Origin of the sequence: Pseudomonas sp. PICF6 (assembly GCF_009831705.1) — a bacterium.
In the GTDB taxonomy this organism is placed as follows: domain Bacteria; phylum Pseudomonadota; class Gammaproteobacteria; order Pseudomonadales; family Pseudomonadaceae; genus Aquipseudomonas; species Aquipseudomonas rhizophila.
In genome coordinates, this window is the sequence record NZ_WUUD01000018.1 from 221,497 (window position 1) to 245,912 (window position 24,416).

The following is a 24,416-nucleotide window of genomic DNA, read 5'->3' on the forward strand; positions in this document are numbered from 1 at the left end:
CGGATCAATCCCGATCCGCGCCTGCCATTGGTGGCGCAGCAGGCCCGTGATTATCTGCACAGTCATCTGAGTGAAGACATCGGGCTGGATGACCTGGCACGGGTCACCGGGGTGGACCGTTTTCGCCTGACCCGGGCGTTCAAGGCCGCGTTCGGTCTCGCCCCCCATGCCTATCTGATCCAGTTACGCCTGGCCCGGGCCCGGCGCTTGCTGGCCCGTGGCGAAAGCGCGGTGGCGGTGGCGGCGATACTCGGTTTTGCCGACCAGAGTCATTTGGGTCGCTGGTTCCAGCGCGCCTATCGCCTGAGCCCGGCGGACTATCGCAAGCGTTGCTCAAACGTTCCAGACTGAGCGCGGTTGGGTGGGGAATGATCAGGCTACGATCATTCACCGAGATGTTGCTCCATGGACCAGTTGCTGCCGTTCGCCTTGTTCGCCTTTGTTGCCTCCATCACCCCGGGCCCGACCAATATCCTGGTGCTGAGCCACAGCTCGCGCTTTGGCCTGGCGACCACCTTGCCAATCATCCTCGGCGCCTGCGCCGCCGCAGCCTTGTTGGTGTTGTTGGTGGGCACTGGATTGGGCGATGTGCTGGCCCGTCATGCAACGCTCCAGACTTTGCTGTCATGGGCCGGAATTGCCTGGCTGAGCTGGATGGCCTGGCAAATATTCAGCACGCCAGTCCAGGCCATCGACCCTGAACGACCCATTGAGGGTCCGCGTCTTGGCTTGGCGGGGGCGGCCGGTTTGCAGTTGGTCAATCCCAAGACCTGGATGATGGCATTGGCGGTGGTCAGCGTCTTCGCCGGCACCGAGGCCGACCGCACCGTGCGGGTGCTCTGGCTGTCCCTGGCGTTCTTCGCGATTTCGATCCCATGCATGACCGCCTGGGCGTATCTGGGCCTCGGCGCCGCCAGATTCTGCCGATCCACCGTGGCCATGGAGCGGTTCAATCGGATCATGGCGGTGTTGTTGCTGATGTCGGCGTGGTTGACGTTGGTGGTGTGATCCTGATCAGGCGCAAGCATTTGATGCAGACCTGTCAGCGACTGGCCATGGAACCTGCAACCCCTTGCAACGGTTGGGCGGTTTAAAAACAAGCTCATTTTGGAGAGGATCGCCCACGCCCCGGCTTAGCGTATTTCAAAATTTCAGATGCTTAATCGACCCCAAGGAAGGAGGTCCATCATGTCCACTGTCGATTCCCATATCGATTTCATCCAGGCCAGGCTACCGGCCTGGTTGAAACAAGCTTCGCGCCACCGCCAAGAGCGTTTCAAGGTCCTTGCCCAGCAATTGCAGCGCGACAGCGATGCGCTGAACGCACTGCTTATCGACCTGCCAGCGCCGGAACCCTTCACACTCGATTTGCTACAGGCTCAGCCACCCATGCAGGCCTGGCGCCCGATCAATGGCCGCGGCAGTGTTTGCGACGCAGTACGGCGGGCAAGGGTCAGGCGCGAGCACTTCGGCCCCTCTCTGTCGGTGGTGGAGGCCACCATGCGCAACTTTCCTCCTGCTGATGCGGCCACCGGCAGTTCTTTCGATAAAACCGGCGAGCTTTTCATCAAGGGCAAGCCTGGAGAGTTTTACCGTTGGGGCGCGCCGTCAGACACCACGGCATTGCCCACGACCCCTGCCAGTTTTGCCCGAGTCTGTCGGCAGCTGGATGTGGGCGGTGTCTACCAGCGTCTGCTCAGGCAACGCCTGCCGCCTATCGGCGACGAGGTTCCTGTCGTGGCTGACGCCTATATGGCCTACGCGCGCAGTCTGCTCGCCTATGACGCGTACGAGGCGAAGCTGGATGGACGCCTGGACGAGACTGGCGAGCGACTGTTGGCCTATGTCGGGGTGCGCCTCGAAGATCGTCCGGTGGCTTCCCTGGCGTGTGAGGTCAAGGGCCTGGAGGTGCTGTCTGCGCCGTTGTTCGGCGCACGGGTGTATTGGGGGCTGAAAGGGGACGCAAAAGGCGTTCGCCCGGTCGTCTTGCACCTGCCCTATGACGTAGTGGCCCCGATCAGGCAATTTCCCAGCCTGCAGGCCATGGCCGCAAAGCTGACCGAACTGGTGCGCAAACGCAGTTACCGCCAGAGCCTGATGCGTTACCTGCCGGTACGCTTGCAGGCCCGCTTAGGTGAGGCCCTGCATGACCAAGTGGAGTGGGAGATAAAAGACAACCTCAACCTTTTCCAGGAAATCCACGCGCGTATTGTGGGTTGGCGTGAAGGCGAGCTTGGCGAGGAGGGTAATCCCCGGCGCATTCGCGTGCCTGTTCCCCACGTCCCCTGGACCCTTAGCGATGTTCGCGAGGATCACTGGAATGATCGCTATCACGAATGGCGCACCCATACCCTGAGCAATGCCTCGGCGCTGATGATCTCGACCCGGGACCAGGACTGGCAGGCATTGCTGGCACGCCTGGAGTATTGGGAAGGCCTTGCCGAGCGTTCACTGATGCTGGCTGTCAGCTTCATTCCGTTCTGCGCTCCCATGGGTATGGCTGCGGCGGCGGTGGGCGGGGTGCGCCTGGTGTATGAGTTCTTTGAAGGTATCCAGGCGCTCAACGAAGGTCACGCGCAAGAAGGCATCAATCACATCTTCAACGTGCTGTTCGGGGTCGCCCAAGGTGCCTATCTGGGTTTCATCGGCGGGGCCGTTGAACCCATGCCCGTGCATGACGGCACGACGCGGCTGTGGAATGGCGATGTCACGCCCTTCCAGGCGCGGCGCTTGCCGCCTGTGGAGGCCGAGCAGGACGCCTGGGGTGTCTGGCGTACGCCAGACGAGGCATGGGTGCGGATCGATGGTCGTTATTTCGAGGTGCAAGGCACCGGCGAGGCCCTGGGGCTGCGCCTGCCTGCCGGTCACCGAGGCGTGACCCCGCCTCTGGAGTGGAGCCGCGCGCGCGGCTGGCAATGGGCACACCGCAATCCCTTGCAGCGAAGCAATCTGGAGTTGCTGCGCAACTTTGCCGAGACGCCCGCCGAGCTGGACGACGCTATGCTCCTGGCCGTACAGCAGCAGGTCGGTATCAGCGAGGCGCATCTGCGCTACCTGCAAGTAGGCGGGCAGCCAATGCCGGCCATATTCGCCGATGCCCTCGCTGAGGCACGCAACTGGCAATGGGTGCAGCAGACCGTTGGACGCTTGCGCGCGGGTGAAGCACCCGGGAGCGCGCACATTCAAGTCACGCAAACCCTTGTGGATTTGCCCGGTTGGCCTGCGGACATGACGCTGCGCTTGCACGATGGCGAGCAGGTTCACTCCGTGGGCGACAGGGCCACCACGCGTTTTCTCGATCTGGACAAAGCGGACCTGGAGCATCATGCCTGGGCGGAGCGTATCCTGGCCGGCCTTCGCGCGGACGAACAGCGCGTGCTGCTGGGGCAGAGTTCTATCGGCCTGCGCCCGGTGGAAAGCAGTCGGTTGTTGGCCAGCCGCTGGGCCGATTATCTTGAGCGCAATGTTACGCAGGTGACTGCTGGCATGGCCTCGTCCACCCGGCTCGATCCGTTGGCCGCTCCGATAGTTCGGGCTTTTTCCGGGCTGCCTGAATCCATCGCCAACGAGCTTGCCCGGCAGTCTCAGGGCCAGGACCGGGTGCGGCTGCAAGCAGGCCGGGTGACGGGACGCCTGGGTAAACAATGCGTAGAAGCCCTGACTGAGCTGCGCCTGACTCGAGCCTTGCGCGATCTTGAGCGGGGTGAAAGCAGCGCGGACCGGGACCGCATTGTCATGGGCCTACTTGGCAATGCGCCGCAACTGCAAGGCCGGTTGCACCTGCGGCTGTTGTCGGACAAGTTGTTGGCTCCGCTCGAGGTGGGAGAGAACGGCCCCTTGAAAGTCATCCGCCAGGACGGCGGGAAATACCATCCCTTCGACGAAAGGGGAAATGAGCTGGCTGGGGATTCGAGCCTCGAAGAGGCGCTGCTCAGAGCGATGCCGGATGAGGCCCGCAACGCGCTCGGCTTGAACATCTGGGCGTCGACCACCCTTCGCAAGGTGCTGATGGAGCAAGCCCTTGGCGATCGCCAGAGGCTGCGTACGTACCTGTCGCTCAAACGCACGGGCAACGACGCAGCTGCCCTGCAATGGCAGAACGGACGCCTGGGTTATCCGCTCAGTGGGCGCGGGAAACTTCCTTTGCAGGGCTGGCGCCACCGTGTGGAAGGGCGTCTTGAACGCCTGTTTCCCTACTATGCCGGGGAATCGCTGGCCAGGCTTCAGCGTAGCCTGGCCGATCAGGCCAGGCGCGAAGGCATCAGCCTGGACACCCTGGTGACCCGGTTGAGCAACGATTGGGCAACGCTGGACGAAGGCCTGCGTCAGTGGGAGGTCCATGAGGGGGTTCATCACCCCGTCGAGAGCGAATATACCCGTGCAGATACCATCGCCATGCGCAGGGAGGTGGCGCAGGAGATCCGTCGCGCCTGGCGCCGTGAGCCCGATCCGCTCAGGGAGGATAGCGAGCTGACTCTACGTCTGTCGGGGTTGAACATCGGCCGGCTTCCTCCCATCAGCGCACGTTTCGAGCATATTGAAGAGCTGACGTTGGCTCATCTGGGGCTGAGCGAAGACCCTTCGAATTTCCTGAGGTTGTTTCCCAATATCGATACGCTGCGCCTGCATGGCAATGAGCTCACCGCCGTGCCGGTAGCGGCGGGTGAGTTTCGCTCTCTGGAGGAGCTGTCATTGGGCAGAAATCCGCTCAATATGAATGCGGACACCTTTGCCCCCTTGATCGGCGCCGACCGTGCTACTGGTTTGCGAGAGCTGCAGCTGTCCGAGGTGAGCAGTGGCTCGGACCCCGTGGCCAGTGCCAATATGGTCGCGGCCATCGGCCGCCTGGCTGAGTTGCCGTCCCTGCGTGAACTCGTCTGGTCCGACAACTTGCATTTCACCCCCCAGGAGCTGGAGGCCATCACCGCTTTACCAGGATTGCAAGCGCTGGACCTGGTTCGTTGTGGCCTTCGCCTGGATGAACAGGGCAGTGCATTCTTGCGTGCCGCCACGGCCCTGGAGGACCTGCGCTTGAGCGGTAACAACTGTCGGGAATTACCCGATCTGCCGGAGCTTGCGCACCTCAAGGAGCTGGAACTGGCCAACGCGGGGCTCGATCGGGTACCGGCATTGGCCCTGGCGCTGTTGGCCAGGCCTTCATCCGATCCGATCTTCCTCGACCTCAAGGGCAATCGCATCAGCAACATCCAGGATGATCTGATTCCTGCCCTTGGCAACATGCCGAAGACGAACACCCTTGGGCTCTGGCTCGAAGATAATCCACTGCCCAGCGCCCAGATCCGCGCCCTTCGCGCATTGGACCCCGAGGCCTTTCGCTACACCGTCGATGACTGGCTCCGTGACTTCCCCGACCTCAAGAGTGCATTGGAAGTGGCTCGCGACGATGCCGGAGGGCGCCGCTTCATCGATTGGTTCTGCGGCGCCATCCGTGACGCAGACGCCGATCAACCAGGCGGCCTGGCCCTGGGAGATCGTCAGAGGGCTGCCGGTATCCTGCAGTACTACACTGGCTACCCCGACCTTTATACCGAGCTGTCGGGCCGTATCGCAGATTTCGACCAGCAATTGGCCCAACTGCGTACCCGCTTGCAAGCACGGGTTCTGGACAGGCAAACACCAGACGTTGCCGAGCTGGAGCTGCATTTCCTCATGTTCGGTTCGGTTCAGCGTGCTCGCCTCGAACCCCAGGGCATACACTTTGCGAGGTTTCTGACCAACCATTATGACTATTGGGGCCAGGTGTTAAGCGGCCGATATCCCGAGCTTGTGCAACGCCGGGCCGCGATGACCCGTGAGGGTTTCATCAACTGGCTCAGTGACGCACAGGACACATTCAACAGCAATGATCAAACGCCCCGCGTAGGGGAACTGGCCTGGCGCCCGTATCTGGGGTTGATGTCTCGCGATTGGCTCGACGGCCTGGCCATCTGGGACACGGTGGAGGAAAACCTGGTGGATGCCTTCAGCGAGCCGGTGGATCCCTCCCATTGGCCGCAGGTATTGCTGGATAACCTGGCGCAACCGGACGCCGACCTGCCCAGCGCCCTGGAGTCAATCACCCAGCCCACCGGGACGATGTGGTATCGGGTGAGGCTCGAGGCCGTAGCGGATGTGAACTGGGCCGCAGGCGAGCCGGTGACGCTCACCGAAGACCAGTTGCGGCGCACCATGGCGATCTACCGTTCGGTCAAGAGCCGGGAAGTCGAGGCCATGGTGCATCGGATAACCACTGGCCTGGTCACCCCTTGGTGGTCGCTGCGACCGCAATAACCTGTGCCGGCACACCTGCCGCGAAGCTGTGGCGAGGGCGTAAATCCCCTCGCCACAGCGCCCTTGCAAAGGGGCGCATCAGGCATCGTTACACGGCGCAGCCATCGTCGCGGGTGAACACCAATGCCTTCAAGCCGCACTCCATATCCGCGTCGGGAAACTCCGGGGGATTGGCCAGGCGTTCCACGAACTTCAGGCCAGGCGCTTCGCGGGTGACGCCGTCGATGAGGAAGTCCGGGCCGGTGGCCGGGTCGTTGCTGCAGGCCAGGACCGTGCCAGTGGCGCACAACAGTTCCGGCAAGCGCCGTAGGACTCGCTGATAGTCCTTGGTCAGCAGGAAGCTGCCTTTCTGAAAGGTGGGGGGATCGATGATGACCAGGTCATAAGGGCCGCTGTTGATCACCTTGCCCCATGACTTGAACAAGTCGTGGCCAAGAAAACTCACCTGGCTCAGGTCATGGCCGTTCAGGCGATGGTTGTCGCGGCCACGACTCAAGGCCGCGCGCGACATGTCCAGGTTGACCACATGCTGTGCACCGCCGGCGATGGCTGCCACGGAAAAACCGCAGGTGTAGGCGAACAGATTCAACACTCGCTTGCCGCTGGCGTTGGCGCGAACCCAGTCGCGGCCGTAGCGCATGTCGAGGAAAAGACCGTTGTTCTGCTTCTTGCCCAGGTCGATCCGATAGCGCAAGCCGCCTTCGACCAAGGTCCATTCGTCCAGAGCCTCACCCACCAGCCACTGGGTAAGGCTGTCGGGAAGGTAACGGTGTTGGACGGCCAGCGTATGGGCCTTGCTCTGTTGCCAGGCCGGGGTAACGGTGAGGGCGAGCAGCATGGACATCAGATCGTCCAACTGCGTCGGCTCAGGCTGCTTGAACAACGAAACCAGCATCACCCCTTGTAGCCAGTCGACGGTGATCTGCTCCAACCCCGGCCAGCAGCGACCGCGGCCATGGAACAGGCGCCGGGTTTCTTCCGGCACCGAGGTCAGGGCCGTCAGTAAATGGGTCTGCAGGGTTTGAAGGGCTTCAGGGTTCATCGGACAAGGCCAGCAATGCGAAAGGCCGGCATTTTAACCAGCCTTTCAGCAGGTGCAATCTGTGGCGAGGGGATTTATCCCCGCTGGCTGCAAAGCAGCCCTGCCTGCCAACTCGGTGTGCCAGGAAGATGGAGTCTGCTGCATTGGGGCTGCTTCGCAGCCCAGCGGGGATAAATCCCCTCGCCACAAAGGTGCTACCTAACTGCCGCTAGTAGCCAAAATGCTCGCAACCTGTTGCGGCTGGCAGTTGAGGTAGGCCGAACGCTTGAGCCAGCTCGGGTCCGGGTACCAGGAAAACATGAATTGCCCGTCTTTAAGTTTGTCGATCACCTTGCGCGCCACCTGCGGGCGGACGGCAGGGCAGCCCAGGCTGCGGCCGATGCGCCCCTGACGCACGCTCCACAGCGGGTTCACATAATCGGCGGCGTGGATCACGATCGCGCGGTCGCGGGCCAGGTCATTGAAGCCCGGCTCCAGACCGTCCATGCGCAACGAGTATCCATGGGCGCCCTGATAACTTTCCTGAGTGCGAAACAGTCCCAGGCTCGACTGGAAACTGCCCAGGCGATTGGAGAACTGGGTGGCGAAGTTTTCCCCGGATTTTTGCCCGTGGGCCACCAGATCGCGCAATACCAGCTTCTTCTGGCGCAGGTCGAAGATCCACAGGCGACGGGCCGTGGAAGGTTGCGAGTAGTCGATGACCGCCAGGTGGCGGGCTGGGCGAGCGCCGTTGGCGACAGCGCATTGCATGGCGCTCAAGGCACTTTTGAGCGCTTGGGGATTGAGTTCCGGCGCCGCGTGGGTGAGGCTGTTGTAAAGCGGCTGAGAATTTCCTTTGTCGGCCAGCGCCGGGCTGCACATCACGCCAAGGCCGGTGATGACCAGGCAGAGTCGGCGCAAGAGGCTTGCTGAAGATGGAAAATTCCCACGGTGGTGTTTGTTTGCGGCATCCCGTCCGATTTGGTTTGTTTGCATGATGGCGGGTCGTACCTGTCGCAAAGTTGACCGTCAACGGGACGGCCATGGATTGGAGTAAAGCAGTTGTTCAAAAAGTCCGCATGTTACCTGAGCCTTTTATTGCTCACTGCGCCATTGGTCGCAACAGCCGAGCAAAGCGATCCGGCATTGGTGCAAACCACCTTGGCCCAGCTGTCGGTCAACTGTCCCGAGCTGGCCGCAGGCGTCGACTTTCCGACGATGATGAGTTTGCAGGCGTTCTACGAGCAAAACGCAGGCCAGGACGTCTGGTCGGACGATGAGCGGCGGATGGCGTTGCAGGCACAGTTGCAGCAACTGGCCGACGACGGACTGGACCCGGCACGCTACAGCTTGCCCGCAGAAAGAACTGCCCAAACCCCCCATTGTGTAGACATCGCCATCAGTCAGCGCTACTTGCAAGCGCTGTATGAGCTGCGTTTCGGATACCTGCCTCAGGACCGCCTGGAGCCGGTGTGGAAGGCCGACCCGCTGCCACAGGATCGTCAGGCCGAGGTGTTGGCCATTGCCGGGTCGGGCCTGCACGACTTGGACGAGGCCTTTGAGCAGGCCCGGCCGAGCCTGGCGCTGTATCGCAACTTGCGTGAACTTTACGCCCGGCAACGGCAACAGCCCTTGCCCGAATGGCAACCGGTGCCCGGCGGCCCGTTGTTGCACCCGGACAAGCGGGACGCCCGCGTACCGGCCCTGGCCCAGCGATTGTTCAGCGAAGGCTATTTCAGCGCACCCCCCGTGATCATCGACGATCACTACAACCCCGACCTGGTGGCGGCGATGAAAAGCTTCCAGCTTCACCATTCGCTGCAAGCCGATGGGGTAGTGGGGCCATGGACGGTGACGGAGCTGAACATCAGCCCGTTCATGCGGCGCGAGCAGTTGCGCGTCAATCTGGAGCGCATGCGCTGGCTGGCCCGGGACCTGGAGCCGGACAGCGTATTGGTCAATGTGGCGGCGGCCCGGTTGACGGTCTACCAGGACGGCGCAGCGGTCTGGCAAACCCGCACCCAAGTGGGCCGCGCGGACCGGGAAACCCCATTGCTCAAGTCCCGAGTGACACGACTGACACTTAACCCGACCTGGACCATCCCCCCGACTATCATGCGTGAAGACAAACTGCCTGAGATTCGTCGCGACCCAGAGTTCTTGAGTCGACACAACCTGAGGGTGATCGATCGCGATGGCTTGCCGTTACTGGCCCAGGACATCGATTGGGAGCACCCCGGCGGCCTCATGCTGCGCCAGGACCCCGGTCCGCAAAACCCACTGGGTAAAATGGCGATCCGCTTCCCCAATCCGTTTTCCGTGTACCTGCATGACACGCCCAGCCAGTCACTGTTCAGCAAGGAACCGCGGGCGTTCAGTTCGGGGTGTGTGCGAGTCGAACAGGCCATGCAGTTGCGCGACTGGTTGGTGAGCCCGGCTGAACGTCTGCGCACCGACACGCTGCTGGCCAGCGGGCTGACTCATGAGTTCAGGCTGGCCAGGCCGGTGCCGATTCTGTTGGGCTACTGGACAGTGCAAGCCGACAGCCAGGGGCAGGCGGTGTACATCCCGGATATCTACAAGCGTGATCAGGTCCTCGCTGCCGCCAAGGGCAGCGTGCTCTGATGGCGGTCAGGCGCACTCGCTGCTGGCTTGAACCTGTGCAGTCTTCTCGCACTGCGGGAACAGCCGCCGGCCAAGGTCATAGGCAGTGGCCAGGTGAAGCGCCGGTTCGAGGGTTTCCGAGTCGAGCAAACGTTGGGAACTGACCACCCGGGCGCCGCAGTAATCAAAGATGCCGTGGTCGATTTGCGCGGTCATCGCCTGGCCATAGCCGTGGCGCAGGAACGTACCCTCATCAGCCCCGCCGAGGGCCACCAGATGCACCTGCAAACGCTGCAGTTTTTTGATAAAGGGTTTATCGAGGCTGAAATCGAACGCCCAGCCGTTGGAAAACACCCGGTCGATCCACCCTTTGAGCAATGCTGGCATCGACCACCAGTAAATGGGATACACCAGCACCAGCGTATCTGCGCGGTCGATTCTGGCTTGTTCGGCCACAACGTCCATGGGCGGTGAGGCCTCGCGGTGGTGTACCGCGTGATCGGCGAAACTGAACCGCGGATCGAAGCCTTCGGCGGCCAGGTCGGCGATCTCGAACGTATCGACGGGATTGGCTTGGCTCAGGCCTTGGGCGATTTTTTTCGCGAGGCCGTGGGTAAGGGAATGGGGATCGTGATGAGCGACAACGATGAGTGCGTGCATGGCAAAACTCCTCATGGCAATGACCGGTATCAAGCAGGTATGCTTGGTTAAGTTACCTTTAGTAAGTTACGGTTGGTAAAGTTAGCATGTCAAGCCTTGATGAAAATTCGCGATCTTCTGCTGCTCCCCGTCGACGCTTGTCTCGCGAGGATCGGCAACGGCAGCTGTTGGATGTCGCCTGGCGGCTGGTGCGAGAGGAGGGCAGCGAAGCGCTGACCCTGGCCCGCCTCGCGGAACAGGCGGGGGTAACCAAACCCATCGTGTATGACCACTTCACCACTCGGTCCGGGCTGCTGGCGGCGCTCTATCAGGATTTCGATGCCCGTCAGACGGCGCTCATGGACGCCGCCCTGGAAGCGAGCGAACCGACACTGCAAAGCCGCGCGGAGGTGATTGCTGCTTCGTTTGTCGAATGCGTCCTGCTGCAAGGCCGGGAGATCCCGGGGGTGATCGCGGCGCTGACCAGTTCGCCAGAACTGGAGCGCATCAAGCGCGAATATGAGGCGATTTTCCTGGACAAATGCCGAACCGTCCTGGAACCGTTCGCCGGTACACGGGCCATCACCCAGGCGAGTCTGCGGGCGATGCTGGGCGCGGCAGAAGCCCTGTCCAATGCCGCTGCCACCGGGGAAGTCAGCGCCGACGAGGCCAAGCAAGAGCTCTTTGTGACCATCGTGGCGATGGTGGATAGAGCCGCCCGCATCGGCGCAACCTGAACCTTCCCCATCGCGAGCAGGCTCACTCCCACAATGGCCCGAGCCCCCTTGTGGGAGCGAGCCTGCTCGCGATGGCGTCAGCCCAGTCACTGCACTTTTATGAAGCTACAGGCGGTGAATCGCACCATGGCAAGGCAATTGTCCGCGCATGGAAAGCTTCTGACGGGCGCCTGCTTGCATAAGGTGGCCGGGCAGGCTTTTTCGCGGGCAAGCCCGCTCCCACAGGGCATTTCGAGGGTTGCAAGCAGCGCTGGGTGTATGAATCAAGGGGCCAGTCAAAGGCTTGGCACGCTCGCTGCAAGAGGCTGTTCAGGCCCACTGTAAATACATTCAAGTGGGCAACCCCGTCGGTCAACGAAGATCGAGAGCCAGCAGGCCGGGGATAACGGTAGATCGGGGCGCAGTCGCCGGATCGATACCGCACAGAACAGGCAAAGACGCCTGGAACCGCAAGGTTTCAGGCGTCTTTTTTTTTGCTTTCAAAACCGTGATGGGCTTTTGTCGGGTGCTTTTATGAATTCCAACGTTGCTTCCCTGAACAAGCTGCAAACACTGATCGTGATCGGCAATGGCATGGTCGGCCATCACTGCGTCGAGCAACTGATCGAGCGCGGTGCCCTCAATCATTACCACCTGCATGTGTTCAGCGAAGAACCGATGCGCGCCTATGATCGCGTGCATCTGTCGGAGTATTTCTCTGGCCGTGACGCCGAGTCCCTGGCGCTTGGGCAAGCCTCGTTGTACCAGACCCCTGGCGTCACGCTGCACCTGGGCGTGCCGGTGCTGGAAATTGATCGCGAGGCGCGCCAGGTGGTCACTGCCCAGGCTCGCATCAGCTACGACAAACTGGTGCTCGCTACCGGCTCTTACCCGTTCGTGCCACCGATCCAGGGCGCCGAAGGCGATTCCTGCCTGGTCTATCGCACCCTGCAAGACCTGGACGCCATTCGTGCCGCCGCAAGCAACGCCCGCCGGGGTGTGGTGGTCGGTGGTGGTCTGCTGGGCCTGGAAGCGGCCAATGCCCTCAAGACCCTCGGCCTGGAAGCCCATGTGGTGGAATTCGCCCCGCGATTGATGCCGGTACAACTGGATGAGCAGGGCGGTCTGGCCCTCAAGGCGCGCATCGAGAAACTGGGCGTCGGCGTGCATCTGTCCAAGGGCACTCAGTCCATCAGCGCCGGTGAGCAGTACCGTTATCGGATGAATTTCGGCGATGACGATTTCCTGGAAACCGACCTGATCGTATTTTCTGCCGGCATTCGCGCCCAGGATGCCCTCGCTCGCCAGTGCGCTCTGCAGATCGGCCCGCGCGGTGGCGTGGTGATCGATGACCAATGCCTGAGCAGTGACCCGGACATCTACGCCATCGGCGAATGCGCAGCCTGGAACGGCAGCATCTTCGGCCTGGTCGCTCCGGGTTACCAGATGGCCCGCAACGTCGCGGCTCGCTTGTGCGGTGAAAGCGCCGAGCCGTTCACTGGCGCGGACATGTCCACCAAGCTCAAGTTGCTGGGGGTGGACGTAGGTTCCATCGGCGACGCCCACGGCAATACACCGGGGTCGCGCAGCTTCCAGTTCATCGATCAAACCAGCGCCAGCTACCGGCGACTGGTCGTGGACGCCGATGGCAAACGAGTGATCGGCGCGGTCCTGGTGGGCGACAACAGCTACTACGACACCCTGCTGCAATACATGCAGAACGGCATCGCGTTGCCCAAGGAGGCTGCCGGCCTGATCCTGCCGAGTTCCGAAGGTGCACCCACGTTGGGCCCGGCAGCACTGCCTGCGGCGGCGACCATCTGCTCGTGTCACAACGTCACCAAAGGCTCGATCTGTGCGGCCATCGACAGCGGCTGCACCGACCTTGGGCAACTGAAATGCGATACCAAGGCTGGCACCGGTTGCGGGGGTTGCGCCGCCCTGGTCAAGCAGGTGTTCGAGCACGAACTGATTGCTCGCGGCGTCAGTGTCGATAAGAGCCTGTGCGAACACTTCGCCTATACCCGCCAGGAGCTTTATGCCTTGGTGCGGGTTGAAGGCATCATCAGCTTCGACGAGCTACTGGCCAAGCACGGCCGCGGGCACACCGGTTGCGACTTGTGCAAACCGGCAGTGGGCTCGATCCTGGCGTCGTGCTGGAACCAGCCGATCATGGACCCGTCCCTGGTGCCGTTGCAGGACACCAACGACACCTTCATGGCCAACATGCAGAAAAACGGCACCTATTCGGTGGTGCCACGCATCGCCGGGGGCGAAATCACTGCCGACAAGCTGATCGCCATCGGCGTGGTCGCCAAAAAATACGACCTCTACACCAAGATCACCGGCGGCCAGCGCATCGACCTGTTCGGCGCCCAGTTGCACCAGTTGCCGGATATCTGGGCCGAACTGATCGAAGCGGGTTTCGAAACCGGGCACGCCTACGGCAAGTCGACCCGCACGGTGAAGTCCTGCGTGGGCAGCACCTGGTGCCGCTACGGCGTGCAGGACAGCGTGCAAATGGCCCTGACCATTGAAGATCGCTACAAGGGTTTGCGCTCGCCCCACAAGCTCAAGTTCGCGGTGTCCGGTTGCACCCGCGAGTGCGCCGAAGCCCAGAGCAAGGACGTCGGCGTGATCGCCACCGAGAAGGGCTGGAACCTTTACGTGGCCGGTAACGGCGGCATGCGCCCGCGTCACGCCGAGCTGTTCGCCACCGACCTGGATGACGCGACCCTGATCCGCTACATCGACCGCTTCCTGATGTTCTACATCCGCACCGCCGACAAGTTGCAGCGCACGTCGGTCTGGCGCGAAAGCCTGGAAGGCGGCCTGGACTACCTCAAGGACGTCATCATCGAAGACAGCCTGGGCCTGGGGGCCGAACTCGAAGCCCAGATGCAACTGGTGGTCGATCGTTATGAATGCGAGTGGGCCAACGCCCTCAAAGACCCGGACAAGCTCAAGCGCTTCCGCACCTTCGTCAACGACGGTCGCGGTGATCCGGATGTTCATTTCGTCAGGGAACGCGGCCAGCGCCGGCCGGTTCACGCCCACGAGCTTCACCTGATTCCCGTTACCGAGGAGGTGCTCTGATGAGCCAGTCAAACGTCGTTCGTATCCCCACCCGCAACGCGGCCCAAAGTCCCGTGCAATGGCGTGCCCTGTGCAGCCGCGAGGATCTGGTGCCCAACTCCGGCGTGGTCGCCTGGCACGACGGCAGCCAGGTGGCGCTGTTGTACCTGCCCGAACAGCAGGACAAACCGCTGTACGCCATCGACAACCGCGACCCCAAGTCCGGGGCGAACGTGATCGGTCGGGGGCTGTTGGGCAGCATCAAGGGTGAACTGGTGATCGCATCGCCCCTCTACAAACAGCATTTCCGCCTGGAAGACGGCCATTGCCTGGAATACCCGGAGCAGCGTCTGCGGGTGTGGCCGGTGCGCCTGAATGGTGATGTGGTGGAGATTGGCGAAGACTGATCCGCCTCTGACCGGGGCGCCACAATGAATCAGGCAATTTAAGTGCATTGGCTTGCCTTTAACTGAAGTTGGGAATCAACAATGAAAACAGCCGCTCAACTGGTAAGACTCAAGAGTGTGCAGAACCAGCAGGTTCACAGCATCGCGCCGGAGCAGACCGTGCTCGAAGCGCTGCAGATCATGGCCGAGAAAAACGTCGGCGCGTTGCCGGTGATCGAACACGGTCAGGTGGTTGGCGTGTTCAGCGAGCGCGACTATGCGCGCAAGCTGGTGTTGCAAGGACGCTCCTCGGTGGGCACTTCGGTACGCACCGTCATGAGTGCTCCCGTGGTCACCGCCGATAGCCAGCAGAGCATCGACCGCTGCATGGAAGTCATGACCGATAGCCACCTGCGGCACTTGCCGGTGCTGGATAACGGCCAGTTGATGGGGTTGTTGTCCATTGGCGATCTGGTGAAGGAGGCGATTGTCGAGCAGGCGGATTTGATCCGGCAACTGGAGCATTACATTCGCGGGCACTGAACCCACAGGGAATTTATCTGTGGGAGCAAACCTTGCTCCCACAATGGTGCGAAGTTTCGCTAAATTTCCTCACCCCAACATCAGCAACTGCCGGATCAGATTCGGCGTACTGCCGGTCCAGCGCTTGAACGAGCGGCGAAAATTCGCCGTGTCGTTGAAGTTCAGGTACTGCGCCACTTCCTCGTTGCTGAACCCCTTGACCTGGTACAAGTACAACGCCACATGGGTGTGCACCCGGTCCACCTGTTGCTGGAACCCGGTATGGTGCTTGTGCAGCTTGCGCTTGAGCGTCGCCGGGCTCATGGCGAAAGCCTGGGCGATCTGTTCCAGGCTGGGCGTCTGCTGCACATGGCTGTGCAGGTAGTCGTAGACGCAGTCCAGAAAGCTTGCCGCGAAACCCAGTTGATCGAGTTGGTCTCGGGCTTCGATCCGCGCCACCTGGCCGGCGGTGGCCGACACGTTGGGCCAGGGCTGGGCCAGACAGTGGCGAGGCAGGCGCATCAGGTCCAGCGGCCGATTGAATTGCGTCTGTTCACCCAGGTGCACCCAGTACTGTTCGACGTAACGCGGCTCCTCATGGCGAAAGCTGCATTGCCAGGGCAGGCGTTCGCCGCTCAGCCATGCACTCATGGCAACCATCGAAGTCATGCTGGCTTCCAGTATGAAGCGCCATTGTTCATCCGCACCGCAACTGTCCAGCCAATGGATGTAGGCGTAGTGCTCGTCCAACAACAGGCGCGGCGCGGCCAGGGGGCTGAGCAGTGCTTGCTGGTCAATCAGGGTTTCCAGGGCCTGATGCAGATTCTGCGCGTGGCGTAGCGCATGGCTGGCTGGCCCGTAATGTCCCGGCAGCAGCCGCTGGCCAAACAGGAAACTGCTGTCACTGGCATCGAGCAGGCGTCGGCTGTTGTCGATCAGGCCAAGAAACTGTTGCGGGCTGATGCGGCTCTGGCCAGCGAGGATATCGTCGTGGAACAGCCCTGTGCCACGCAGCAGGCGGTGGCTGTCGATGTCACGCGACAGTGCCAGATCGATCAGCGCGGCAGGCTGATAGTGCCCCGGAATGAAGCGGCTGTCGGTTTCATACCAGCAGGTCTTGAGGGTCATGGGCCGGCCTCAGGCGCTTTTCAACGTGGAACGGGATCGGGCCAGCGTCAGGTTGAGGCGTTTGAGCAAGGCCTCCGGCGACTCGTCAAATGCCATCACCACGGCGGTGCTGGCGGCCAGTTGCAAGCGCTCGCCGTGTTGCCGGGTCTTGTGGGCCAGGCTGCCAACCGCGTGGGCCAGTTCTGCGGCCAGATACCGGGCCTGGCTCTCGCCTGTGTCGGGCAGCAGGACCACAAAGCGATCACCGGCCAGGCGACAAAGCAGATCCTGACGGCGCAGGTTCAGCACCAGCAACTGGCTGACGGCTTGCAGCACCGCATCACCCTCGCCGTGACCGAAGCGCTGATTGATGGCGGTGAAGTTGTCCAGGTCCAGGGCCAGCAATGACAAGGGCTGCTGGCGGCGTCGGCTGTCCTCCAGGCTGCTCGTCAGTTCATGTCTGAAAAAGTCCGCGCCTCCCAGCGGCGTGAGTTTGTCGAACAGGCGGTGCTCGCGGAACAACCGTTCACGCTTCTCCATTTGTCCGTTGATCGCCAGTTGTTCCCGGTGCCAGTGATAGATGCCGAGGGTCAGCAGAATCATGCCCACCGGCATCGGCCCGGACTCCAGCCAGTGGTCCCAGGTGATGCTGTCGGGCAAACGGATGAACTCGTCGAGGCTGTCGATCCACCAGGAAAAAAAGATGCAACCCAGGCCCCATACGAGGTAGTTGGTCACCCGACCGGCCGGGCGACTCTTGAGCACCAGGCCGAGCCAGACCAGCGCCAGCAAGGCCGAGCCGCCTTCGCCAAGGATATCCAGCCAGACCCACTCACTCAGCGGTTTGAGCTCACCGTTGGCCAGGTGGAGCATCAGCCCGAGGTTGGCCGCCAGCAGAAGCAGGGTGAGTTTGAGGCGGTGCGGGCGCAGCACGGAGAACATGGCCGGAATCCTTTGCCAGAAGCGGAATGCGGCTCAGCACAGCAGATGGATGTGACAGTGCGGTGACGGTGGGTGAATGGGTGGGGGAGGTCGAATCAGCTCATTGGTTGTCCGGATTTTTATTCATGAGATCGCCCTTATCTCATTGTGGCGAGGGGATTTTGTGGGAGCAAAGCTTGCTCGCGACGAAGACGACGCGGTTTTTCAGGGGATCGAGGCGCCTGCATCGCGAGCAAGCTTTGCTCCCACAGCGGTGTGGAGCGACGTTTCGCAAAAAGTGATCGGCTGCTGAAGGCCTGTGCGGCTCGGAAACAGGTCATTTCAGCTCATTCTGGTCCGCCAACCCCCTCACATCAGTGTGTTTTAGGCCCTGCGGGCAAACGCTGTCACAGAACCGTCACCCCCCACCCCTAGCGTGCCCTCCCAGTTGCCGGGCCGTTGCCTGGCGGATTTTCGGATTCCTGGGGGAGATCACCATGCATCACCGCACAAGCACTGCCGGGCTCGTCGGTTTTACGTTCACCGCGTTGGCGATGGCCATTGCCAGTGAACGGCTGAGCGCTGCCGAGCAGACGACCACTGAACACGTCCAAGTGGTTGGTCAGGCGGCCAGCATCGATCAGGCCCTGAAGGAGCAGCGCAGCGCCGATAGCATCAAGAGCGTGGTGCATGCCGACGGCGTGGCGCAGTTGCCGGATGAAAACGTCGCCGAAGCCGTGCAGCGCCTGCCGGGCATCAGCGTCGAACGTGACCAGGGCGAAGGTCGTTTTGTCAGCGTGCGGGGCCTGGGGCCAGACCTCAACAGCGTGACCATCAACGGCACGCTGGTACCGGCACCGGAAAGCGAGCGCCGGGCCGTTGCCCTGGACGTGCTGCCCGCGGAGCTGGTGCAGTCGCTGTCGGTGATCAAGACCCTGACGCCGGACATGGACGCCAACTCCCTGGGCGGCACGGTCGACGTGAAAAGCCTCTCGGCGTTCGACCACAAGGGCTTGTTCTACACCGGCAGCAGCGAAGCCAGCTACGACAAGAATACCGGCCAGACGAGTCCGAAATTCTCTGGCGCTATCAGCGACCGTTTCAGCCTGGGCGACGGCATCGATAACTTCGGCGTTGCAGCAGCGCTGAGCTGGCAGAAGCGCGATTTTGGCTCGGACAACGTTGAAACCGGCGGCGCCTGGGATTTCGAGCAAGGCTCACGACTGGAAGAGTTCGAACAACGCGACTATGACATCCGTCGGGAGCGCGCCGGCGGCGGGCTGAACTTCGACTACAAGCCTGATGATCTGAGCAGCTACTACCTGCGCACGCTTTACAGTCGTTACAAAGACAGCGAAACCCGCAATGCCGCCAGCCTGGCTTTCGAAGATCCGCAAGCGGCCGGTGAGCTGGGTGCCGCAGAAGGCGAGCGCAAGATCAAGCAGCGCGAAGAAACCCAGGAGATCCAGTCCTATGTACTGGGCGGGGAGCGCATGTTCGGTCTCTGGACTCTCAGCGGCCAGGGCGGCTACAGCAAGTCCAGCGAGGACAGCCCCGGTCATATCGCCGGTGCCACATTCGAAGGCATCGACAGTTTCGAGGGGGGCTTCTACGGCAACGACAAGCCGCGGCCGATCATTGGTTCGGGGTTCTATGATCCGGACAACTTCAGCCTGGACAAGGTGGACTGGGAACAGCAGAACACCACCGACACCGAGAAAAACCTGCGCCTGGACCTGGCCAGAGACTATGACGTCAGTGGCTACGCCTCCCAGGTCAAATTCGGCGGCAAAGTCAGCCGCCGCGACAAGGACAACGACCTCGACGCCTGGGTCTATGAGGATTTCGACGATCTGGGGTTCACCGACGAGCAGTTGAACCTCGGACAATTCCAGAAGGGCAACGTGGATTACAGTCTCGGCCGTTACGGTCCAGGCATCAGTGCCGGAGCCATCGAACAATTGTTGGGTGGTCTGGATCGCGACGCCTTCTTTGATGCGCAAGAGTCGCGGGTCAATGACTTCCAGATGAGCGAAGACATCAACGCCGCTTACCTGATGAACACCGTGGACATCGACGATTGGCGCTTGATCGCCGGCATGCGTTATGAAGGCACGGAGTTCGAAGCCAAAGGCAGCGGCGTTACCGACGGCGTATTCACCGACACCCAAACCCGGCGCAAATATCACCACTGGCTGCCGGGCCTGCACGCGCGTTACCAGTTGGACAAGAACACCCAGGTGCGTGCGGCCTGGACCAAGTCCGTGGTGCGCCCGACCTTCGGGCAACTGGCCCCGGGTTTTGTCATTGACGATGACGAGGCGACCTTCGGCAACCCGGACCTCAAACCCCTGGAGTCGAGCAACCTGGACCTGGGCATTGAACATTTCATGGGCCGGGCCGGCACTGTGTCGGCTTTCGTGTTCTACAAAGACATCAAGAACTTCGTCTACAACACCGACGTGGCGGGCACGGGTGCCTGGGCCGACTTCTCCGAAGCCCATAGCTTTGCCAATGGTGACAGCGCCAAGCTCTATGGCCTGGAACTGGCCTACTCACAAAAATTCGACTTGCTGCCAGCCCCCTGGAATGGATTGCTTCTGGGGGCCAACACCACCTTCAGTCGCTCGGACGCCGAGATCGAAGGGTTCGATCAGGCCAGCGGAACACAACGCAAGCGCAGCATCGACCTGCCGAACCAGTCGGACACCGTGGGTAACCTGATGCTGGGCTGGGAAAACGACAAGCTGAGCTTGCGCCTGTCGGCCAATTACAAGTCGGCCTACCTGTATGAGCTGGCGTCCATCAGCGACCGCGACCATGACCTGCACGTTGACGCCCAGACCTTTGTCGACTTCAGCGCCCGCTACTCCCTGACCAAAAACCTGCAAGTGAGCCTGGAAGCCCAGAACCTCACCGACGAGTCGTATTTCGTCTACACCGGCCACCGCGCCTACAACGGTCAATACGAAGAATACGGCCCGACCTACAAGCTGGGGCTGACCTTCACCCATTTCTAGATCGCGACGCCGATCCGTCAGGGCGAGGGGAAAAATCCCCTCGCCCTGCAGGTGGACAAAAGACCCGTTTGAACCCGGCTCAATGACAAGGATTTTTCCGTTGAACACAGCTTTGTTTTTACCCAAGCAGTACCTGTTGGCAATGCTCATCAGCCTGGCAAGCGTTCCAGCGTTGGCGGCTTCCCCAACCCTGAAGCTGCAACCCTGGCCTCAGGCACAGGAACGCTCGATCAATGCCCTGGGATTCGTGCCCGGCCATTGGACCAGCGAACGACTGGCCAGCGCCCGTGAAGGCTTGCTGTTGCTGGATGCCCAAGGCCGCGAACTGTCACGCCTGGAGGGCTCCTTCGAAGGTCTCGACAGCCGTGCCCTCGGGGCGAACGTTCTGGTGGCCAGCCTCGACAGCACTCGTCAGCAAGCACTGTTGGTCAGCCTCGATCCGGATAAACGTCAGTGGGGGACGCCGCTGTACCTTCCTGCGCGAGATTTCCCGGTGAATGGGCTGTGCCTGTACCGCGATGAAGCGAGCAACCTGTTTGTGTTTCTGGTGGGTGAAGAAGGCAAGGGGGAGCAATGGCTGGTGGGCAACGGCGAGCACCTGAGCGCCAGTGCACAGCGCGTACGCGGCTTGCCACTGCCGCCCGATGCCCAGACCTGTCAGGTGCAAGACAGCGCCAATCAACTGTTCGTCAACGAGGAACAAGTCGGCTGGTGGGCCTACCCGGCATCCTCCGAGGCCGATGCCGTGCGTGTACCCGTGGCGATGCGCACGCCGTTCGGTGACATCCAGCAGGCCGCTGGGGACCTGGCGGCGTTACCAGGCGGGTTGCTGGGCCTGGACCCACAAGCGCGACAGCTGCATCTGTATCAGCAAGACGGCCAGGGCTGGACCTCGACAGCCCGTCTGGCGCTGCCGGGCCTGAACGAGCCGGAAAATCTGGCGGTACGGGCGACGAAAAACGGCCTTGAACTGTTGTTGCGCGACGATGACAGCGCACGCCTGTATCAGGGCCAAATCAATTGGCAACCCACCCCTTTGTCCCTGCCGCCGGTGCTGCCTACAGTGGCTGCCATTGGCCAGAGCGAGCCGGTGGCGCGCCAGGGCGACGCGGCGGATGATCCGGCGATCTGGGTTCATCCCACCACACCTGCCTTGAGCCGGGTGCTGGGCACCAACAAGAAGCAAGGCCTGCTGACGTATGACCTGCACGGCAAGCTGCTGCAGGAGCTGGCGGTGGGCCGCCTCAACAACGTCGATGTGCGCGGCAACTTCAAGTTGGGTACGCAAACCGTCGATCTGGCAGTCGCCAGCAACCGCGATCGCAACAGCCTCAGCCTGTTCCGCATTGACCGTGCCAGCGGTGAGTTGAGCGAGGCCGGCGAGATCCCTACGCCACTCAAGGAAATCTACGGCATCTGCCTGTTCCAGCCGGTTGAGGGCGAACTGTATGCCTTCGCCAATGGCAAGGACGGGCGCTATTTGCAGTACCGCCTCAGCGCTCCGGACGGTGTGGTGAAAGGTGAGTTGGTGCGCCAGTTCAGCGTCGACAGCCAGCCTGAAGGTTGCGTCGCCGATGACCGGCGCCAGCGGCTGTTTCTCGGTGAAGAAGACGTCGGAGTCTGGGCGGTGGATGCCCGGGCCGACCGACCGGCGACATTGGACAACGTGATCAAGGTTGGACCTCAGTTGCATGCCGACGTCGAGGGCATCGCCCTGTACCAAGGCGCCGGCCACGATTACCTGGTGATCTCAAGCCAGGGCAACGACAGCTATGTGCTACTTGATGCCGAACCGCCTTATGCCGTGCGCGGTGCGTTCCGTGTCGGCCTGAACGGCGCGGCGGGCATCGACGGCGCCTCGGAAACCGATGGCCTGGAAGTCACTTCGGCCAACCTTGGCGGTCCCTGGAGCGACGGCATGCTGGTGGTCCAGGACGGCCGCAAACGGATGCCCGAGCAGACCCAGAACTTCAAGTTCGTGCCCTGGAACGAAGTCGCGAAAGCCTTGCGCCTGCCTTGGGCGGCGCTGTCATCAACCGGTCATGAACATTTCATCGAATAGCAGCCAGACAGGAGCTCTACCCATGCAAGCCACGCTGGAACATATGACAATCTGGGGCCTGATCAGCGATGCGAGTCTTCTGGTCAAGGCCGTCATGCTCACACTGCTGCTGGCCTCGCTGCTGAGCTGGTACCTGATCATCCAGCGCAGCGCCGTGTTGCGCCGCACCGAGCGCCAGTTCAAGGGTTTCATGCAGCGTTTTCGCAGCACCAGTGATTTGCCAGCGCTGTTGCGCGAGACCGCCCAGGTGCGCGAGGAAGAGGGCGGCGTGGAGCCGATCTTTCACGCCGGCTTCCAGGCTTTCACCCAGCTCAACGTACCCTCCGGCAGCCCACAGGTGGTGCTTGAAGGGGTGGAGCGTTCGCTGCAAGTGGCAATCAGCGAGCAGGAGGTGCAGTTGGAGAAAGGCTTGCAGTTTCTCGCCACGGTCGGTTCGGTCAGCCCTTACATCGGTTTGTTCGGCACGGTCTGGGGGATCATGAATGCCTTCCTGGGGTTGTCCCAGGTGCAACAGGCCAGCCTCTCCACCGTGGCGCCGGGCATCGCCGAGGCGTTGATCGCCACCGCCATCGGCTTGTTCGCGGCGATTCCCGCGGTGATCGCCTACAACCGCTTCTCCGCCCGCGGCCAGACCTTGCTGACACGCTACTACGCGTTTGGCAACGAGTTGCAGGCACGCCTGCATCGCAAGCTGCACGGCGCCCCGGTGAACCTGGCCGCGGCCGCTTGAGAGGAGAGGGCAGATGCTAGTCAAGCCGCAACGCAAGCACGGGCCCAAGGCCGAAATGAACGTGGTGCCTTACATCGATGTGATGCTGGTGCTGCTGGTGATCTTCATGGTCACGGCACCCATGCTGACCCAAGGCGTGAAAATCGAGCTGCCCAAGGTCGCCAGCCAGGCATTGGCCAACGATAGCCGCCAACAGATCCTGACCCTGTCTGTTAAGGCCGAGGGCGGTTACTACTGGAACCTGGGTGCTGAACTGGACACCCAAAGCCAGACCGACAGCGCCGTGGACCTGGATCAGATGCGCGCCAAAGTGGCCCAGGTTGTCGCCGAGCGCAGCGATACCCAGGTGTATATCCGTGCCGACGACCACGCCGACTACGGTCGTGTCGTGGCCGCCATGGCCGCCTTGCAGCAGGGCGGAGTGAGCAACCTTGGCCTGGTGACCGAGGCACCCCGATGACGGCGATGATCATGCACAGTCCATCCTTGGGTTTACCCACGGTGTCCGGCAGTGGTTTCTGGAGGAACAGCCTGGCAGCGGGACTCGCCGTGGCCTTGCACGCGGTTGTCGCGGCATTGCTGGTGCTGGGCTGGACCGTAGAGAAACCGACCGTCGAAGCGCCCCGGGTGCTGCGCACGCAATTGGTGATGTTGCCACCGCTGCCGGTGCCTGAAGCGCCTGCGCCGACCGCCGTGGCAGAGGTCGCCCCAGAACCGGTCGAAGCCACGCCGGCTCCCGTGCAAGCGCCACGCCCGGCGCCGAGCAAACCTGCGGTTGATCCAAGGCTCCAAGCGCAGAAACTGGAGCAGGCAACCCTGGCGCGCAAACGGGTCGAGGAGCAAAAGCGCGAGCAGCAGGCCGAGCAACAGGCCCAGCAGCAGCGCGAGCGTCAGGAGAACCAGCGACGTCAGCAGGAAGCCGAGCAACAGGCCGCCGAACGACAGCGCCAAGCGGCTCAACAGGCCCAGGCGCTCGCCCGGCAACGCCAAGCCGAACAGGCGCGCCTGGCCGCCGCCGACAGTCGCCACTATCAACCCCTGAGCAAAGAGGCTCCGGATTATCCGCAACGGGCTTTGGACAAAGGGTTGGAAGGCGATTGCACGGTGGAGTACAGCGTCAAGCCGGACGGGCGAATCGACAACCCCAAGGTGTTGGACGGCTGCCACCCGTTGTTCATCCGACCCTCGCTGACTGCGGCCCAGACCTTCCGTTATCAGCCGCGGATCGTCGACGGCCAGGCCGTGACAGTGCCGGCGGTGCGCAATACCTTTCACTACCGCATCGAATAGAACCCGAGCCTGTTGCGGCCGGCTTAATCGGA

18 protein-coding genes are annotated in these 24,416 nt (G+C 62.0%); 13 read left to right on the plus strand and 5 right to left on the minus strand.

Going from position 1 to position 24,416, the window contains the following annotated elements; all coding sequences use genetic code 11:
* The 3 genes from GSM73_RS27250 to GSM73_RS12135 form a co-directional block, all read left to right on the plus strand.
* Nucleotides 1-351 (plus strand): helix-turn-helix domain-containing protein (locus GSM73_RS27250; protein ID WP_256676870.1); only part of this gene is annotated, 351 nt, incomplete at its 5' end.
* A 54-nt stretch (nucleotides 352-405) separates the two neighbouring features.
* Nucleotides 406-1,008, plus strand: a complete 603-nt coding sequence (locus GSM73_RS12130; RefSeq protein ID WP_160892653.1) for a LysE family translocator — start codon at nucleotides 406-408, stop codon at nucleotides 1,006-1,008.
* 180 nt (nucleotides 1,009-1,188) lie between these two features.
* Nucleotides 1,189-6,291 (plus strand): dermonecrotic toxin domain-containing protein, encoded by a 5,103-nt coding sequence (locus GSM73_RS12135; protein WP_160892655.1) that lies wholly within the window; start codon nucleotides 1,189-1,191, stop codon nucleotides 6,289-6,291.
* Nucleotides 6,292-6,379: 88 nt separating this feature from the next.
* On the opposite strand, the gene GSM73_RS12140 is transcribed toward GSM73_RS12135, so the two are convergent.
* On the minus strand, nucleotides 6,380-7,333 hold the full coding sequence (locus tag GSM73_RS12140; RefSeq protein WP_139050345.1) for a class I SAM-dependent methyltransferase: 954 nt from the start codon (nucleotides 7,331-7,333) through the stop codon (nucleotides 6,380-6,382).
* 198 nt (nucleotides 7,334-7,531) lie between these two features.
* Complete coding sequence (locus tag GSM73_RS12145; protein WP_047226636.1) at nucleotides 7,532-8,194, minus strand: murein L,D-transpeptidase catalytic domain family protein; 663 nt, start codon at nucleotides 8,192-8,194, stop codon at nucleotides 7,532-7,534.
* Nucleotides 8,195-8,374: 180 nt separating this feature from the next.
* Here GSM73_RS12145 and GSM73_RS12150 point away from each other — a divergent pair, with 180 nt between their 5' ends.
* Entirely contained in the window at nucleotides 8,375-9,937 is a 1,563-nt protein-coding gene (locus GSM73_RS12150; RefSeq protein ID WP_160892657.1) for a murein L,D-transpeptidase, read from the plus strand.
* A gap of 6 nt (nucleotides 9,938-9,943) precedes the next feature.
* On the opposite strand, the gene GSM73_RS12155 is transcribed toward GSM73_RS12150, so the two are convergent.
* Nucleotides 9,944-10,576 (minus strand): NAD(P)H-dependent oxidoreductase, encoded by a 633-nt coding sequence (locus GSM73_RS12155; protein ID WP_160892659.1) that lies wholly within the window; start codon nucleotides 10,574-10,576, stop codon nucleotides 9,944-9,946.
* A gap of 86 nt (nucleotides 10,577-10,662) precedes the next feature.
* Between GSM73_RS12155 and GSM73_RS12160 the strand changes: the two genes are divergently transcribed.
* From GSM73_RS12160 to GSM73_RS12175, 4 genes are all read left to right on the plus strand, one after another.
* A complete protein-coding gene (locus GSM73_RS12160; RefSeq protein ID WP_160892661.1) occupies nucleotides 10,663-11,292 on the plus strand; it encodes a TetR/AcrR family transcriptional regulator in 630 nt (209 codons plus the stop codon).
* 513 nt (nucleotides 11,293-11,805) lie between these two features.
* Nucleotides 11,806-14,367: a nitrite reductase large subunit NirB gene (gene nirB / locus GSM73_RS12165; RefSeq protein ID WP_160892663.1), complete on the plus strand. Its 2,562-nt coding sequence runs from the start codon at nucleotides 11,806-11,808 to the stop codon at nucleotides 14,365-14,367.
* Nucleotides 14,367-14,753 (plus strand): nitrite reductase small subunit NirD, encoded by a 387-nt coding sequence (gene nirD, locus GSM73_RS12170; protein WP_160892665.1) that lies wholly within the window; start codon nucleotides 14,367-14,369, stop codon nucleotides 14,751-14,753. Before nirB ends, nirD begins: the two co-directional genes overlap by 1 nt.
* An 81-nt stretch (nucleotides 14,754-14,834) precedes the next feature.
* On the plus strand, nucleotides 14,835-15,275 hold the full coding sequence (locus GSM73_RS12175) for a CBS domain-containing protein (RefSeq protein ID WP_047226520.1): 441 nt from the start codon (nucleotides 14,835-14,837) through the stop codon (nucleotides 15,273-15,275).
* Nucleotides 15,276-15,344: 69 nt separating this feature from the next.
* Here the strand turns inward: GSM73_RS12175 and GSM73_RS12180 are convergent, their stop codons facing one another.
* Nucleotides 15,345-16,382: an AraC family transcriptional regulator gene (locus tag GSM73_RS12180; RefSeq protein WP_047226519.1), complete on the minus strand. Its 1,038-nt coding sequence runs from the start codon at nucleotides 16,380-16,382 to the stop codon at nucleotides 15,345-15,347.
* Between the two features lie 9 nt (nucleotides 16,383-16,391).
* On the minus strand, nucleotides 16,392-17,303 hold the full coding sequence (locus tag GSM73_RS12185) for a GGDEF domain-containing protein (RefSeq protein ID WP_160892667.1): 912 nt from the start codon (nucleotides 17,301-17,303) through the stop codon (nucleotides 16,392-16,394).
* 476 nt (nucleotides 17,304-17,779) lie between these two features.
* On the opposite strand from GSM73_RS12185, the gene GSM73_RS12190 reads away from it, so the two are divergent.
* The 5 genes from GSM73_RS12190 to GSM73_RS12210 all read left to right on the plus strand — a co-directional run bounded on the left by GSM73_RS12190 (nucleotide 17,780) and on the right by GSM73_RS12210 (nucleotide 24,384).
* Nucleotides 17,780-20,302: a TonB-dependent receptor gene (locus GSM73_RS12190; RefSeq protein ID WP_160892669.1), complete on the plus strand. Its 2,523-nt coding sequence runs from the start codon at nucleotides 17,780-17,782 to the stop codon at nucleotides 20,300-20,302.
* Nucleotides 20,303-20,444: 142 nt separating this feature from the next.
* Complete coding sequence (locus GSM73_RS12195; RefSeq protein ID WP_256676891.1) at nucleotides 20,445-22,364, plus strand: phytase; 1,920 nt, start codon at nucleotides 20,445-20,447, stop codon at nucleotides 22,362-22,364.
* Between the two features lie 22 nt (nucleotides 22,365-22,386).
* Nucleotides 22,387-23,094, plus strand: a complete 708-nt coding sequence (tolQ, locus tag GSM73_RS12200; RefSeq protein ID WP_047226514.1) for a protein TolQ — start codon at nucleotides 22,387-22,389, stop codon at nucleotides 23,092-23,094.
* Nucleotides 23,095-23,107: 13 nt separating this feature from the next.
* A complete protein-coding gene (tolR, locus tag GSM73_RS12205; RefSeq protein ID WP_047226513.1) occupies nucleotides 23,108-23,554 on the plus strand; it encodes a protein TolR in 447 nt (148 codons plus the stop codon).
* Nucleotides 23,551-24,384, plus strand: a complete 834-nt coding sequence (locus tag GSM73_RS12210) for an energy transducer TonB (protein ID WP_047226512.1) — start codon at nucleotides 23,551-23,553, stop codon at nucleotides 24,382-24,384. Before tolR ends, GSM73_RS12210 begins: the two co-directional genes overlap by 4 nt.
* Nucleotides 24,385-24,416 lie beyond the last annotated feature (32 nt).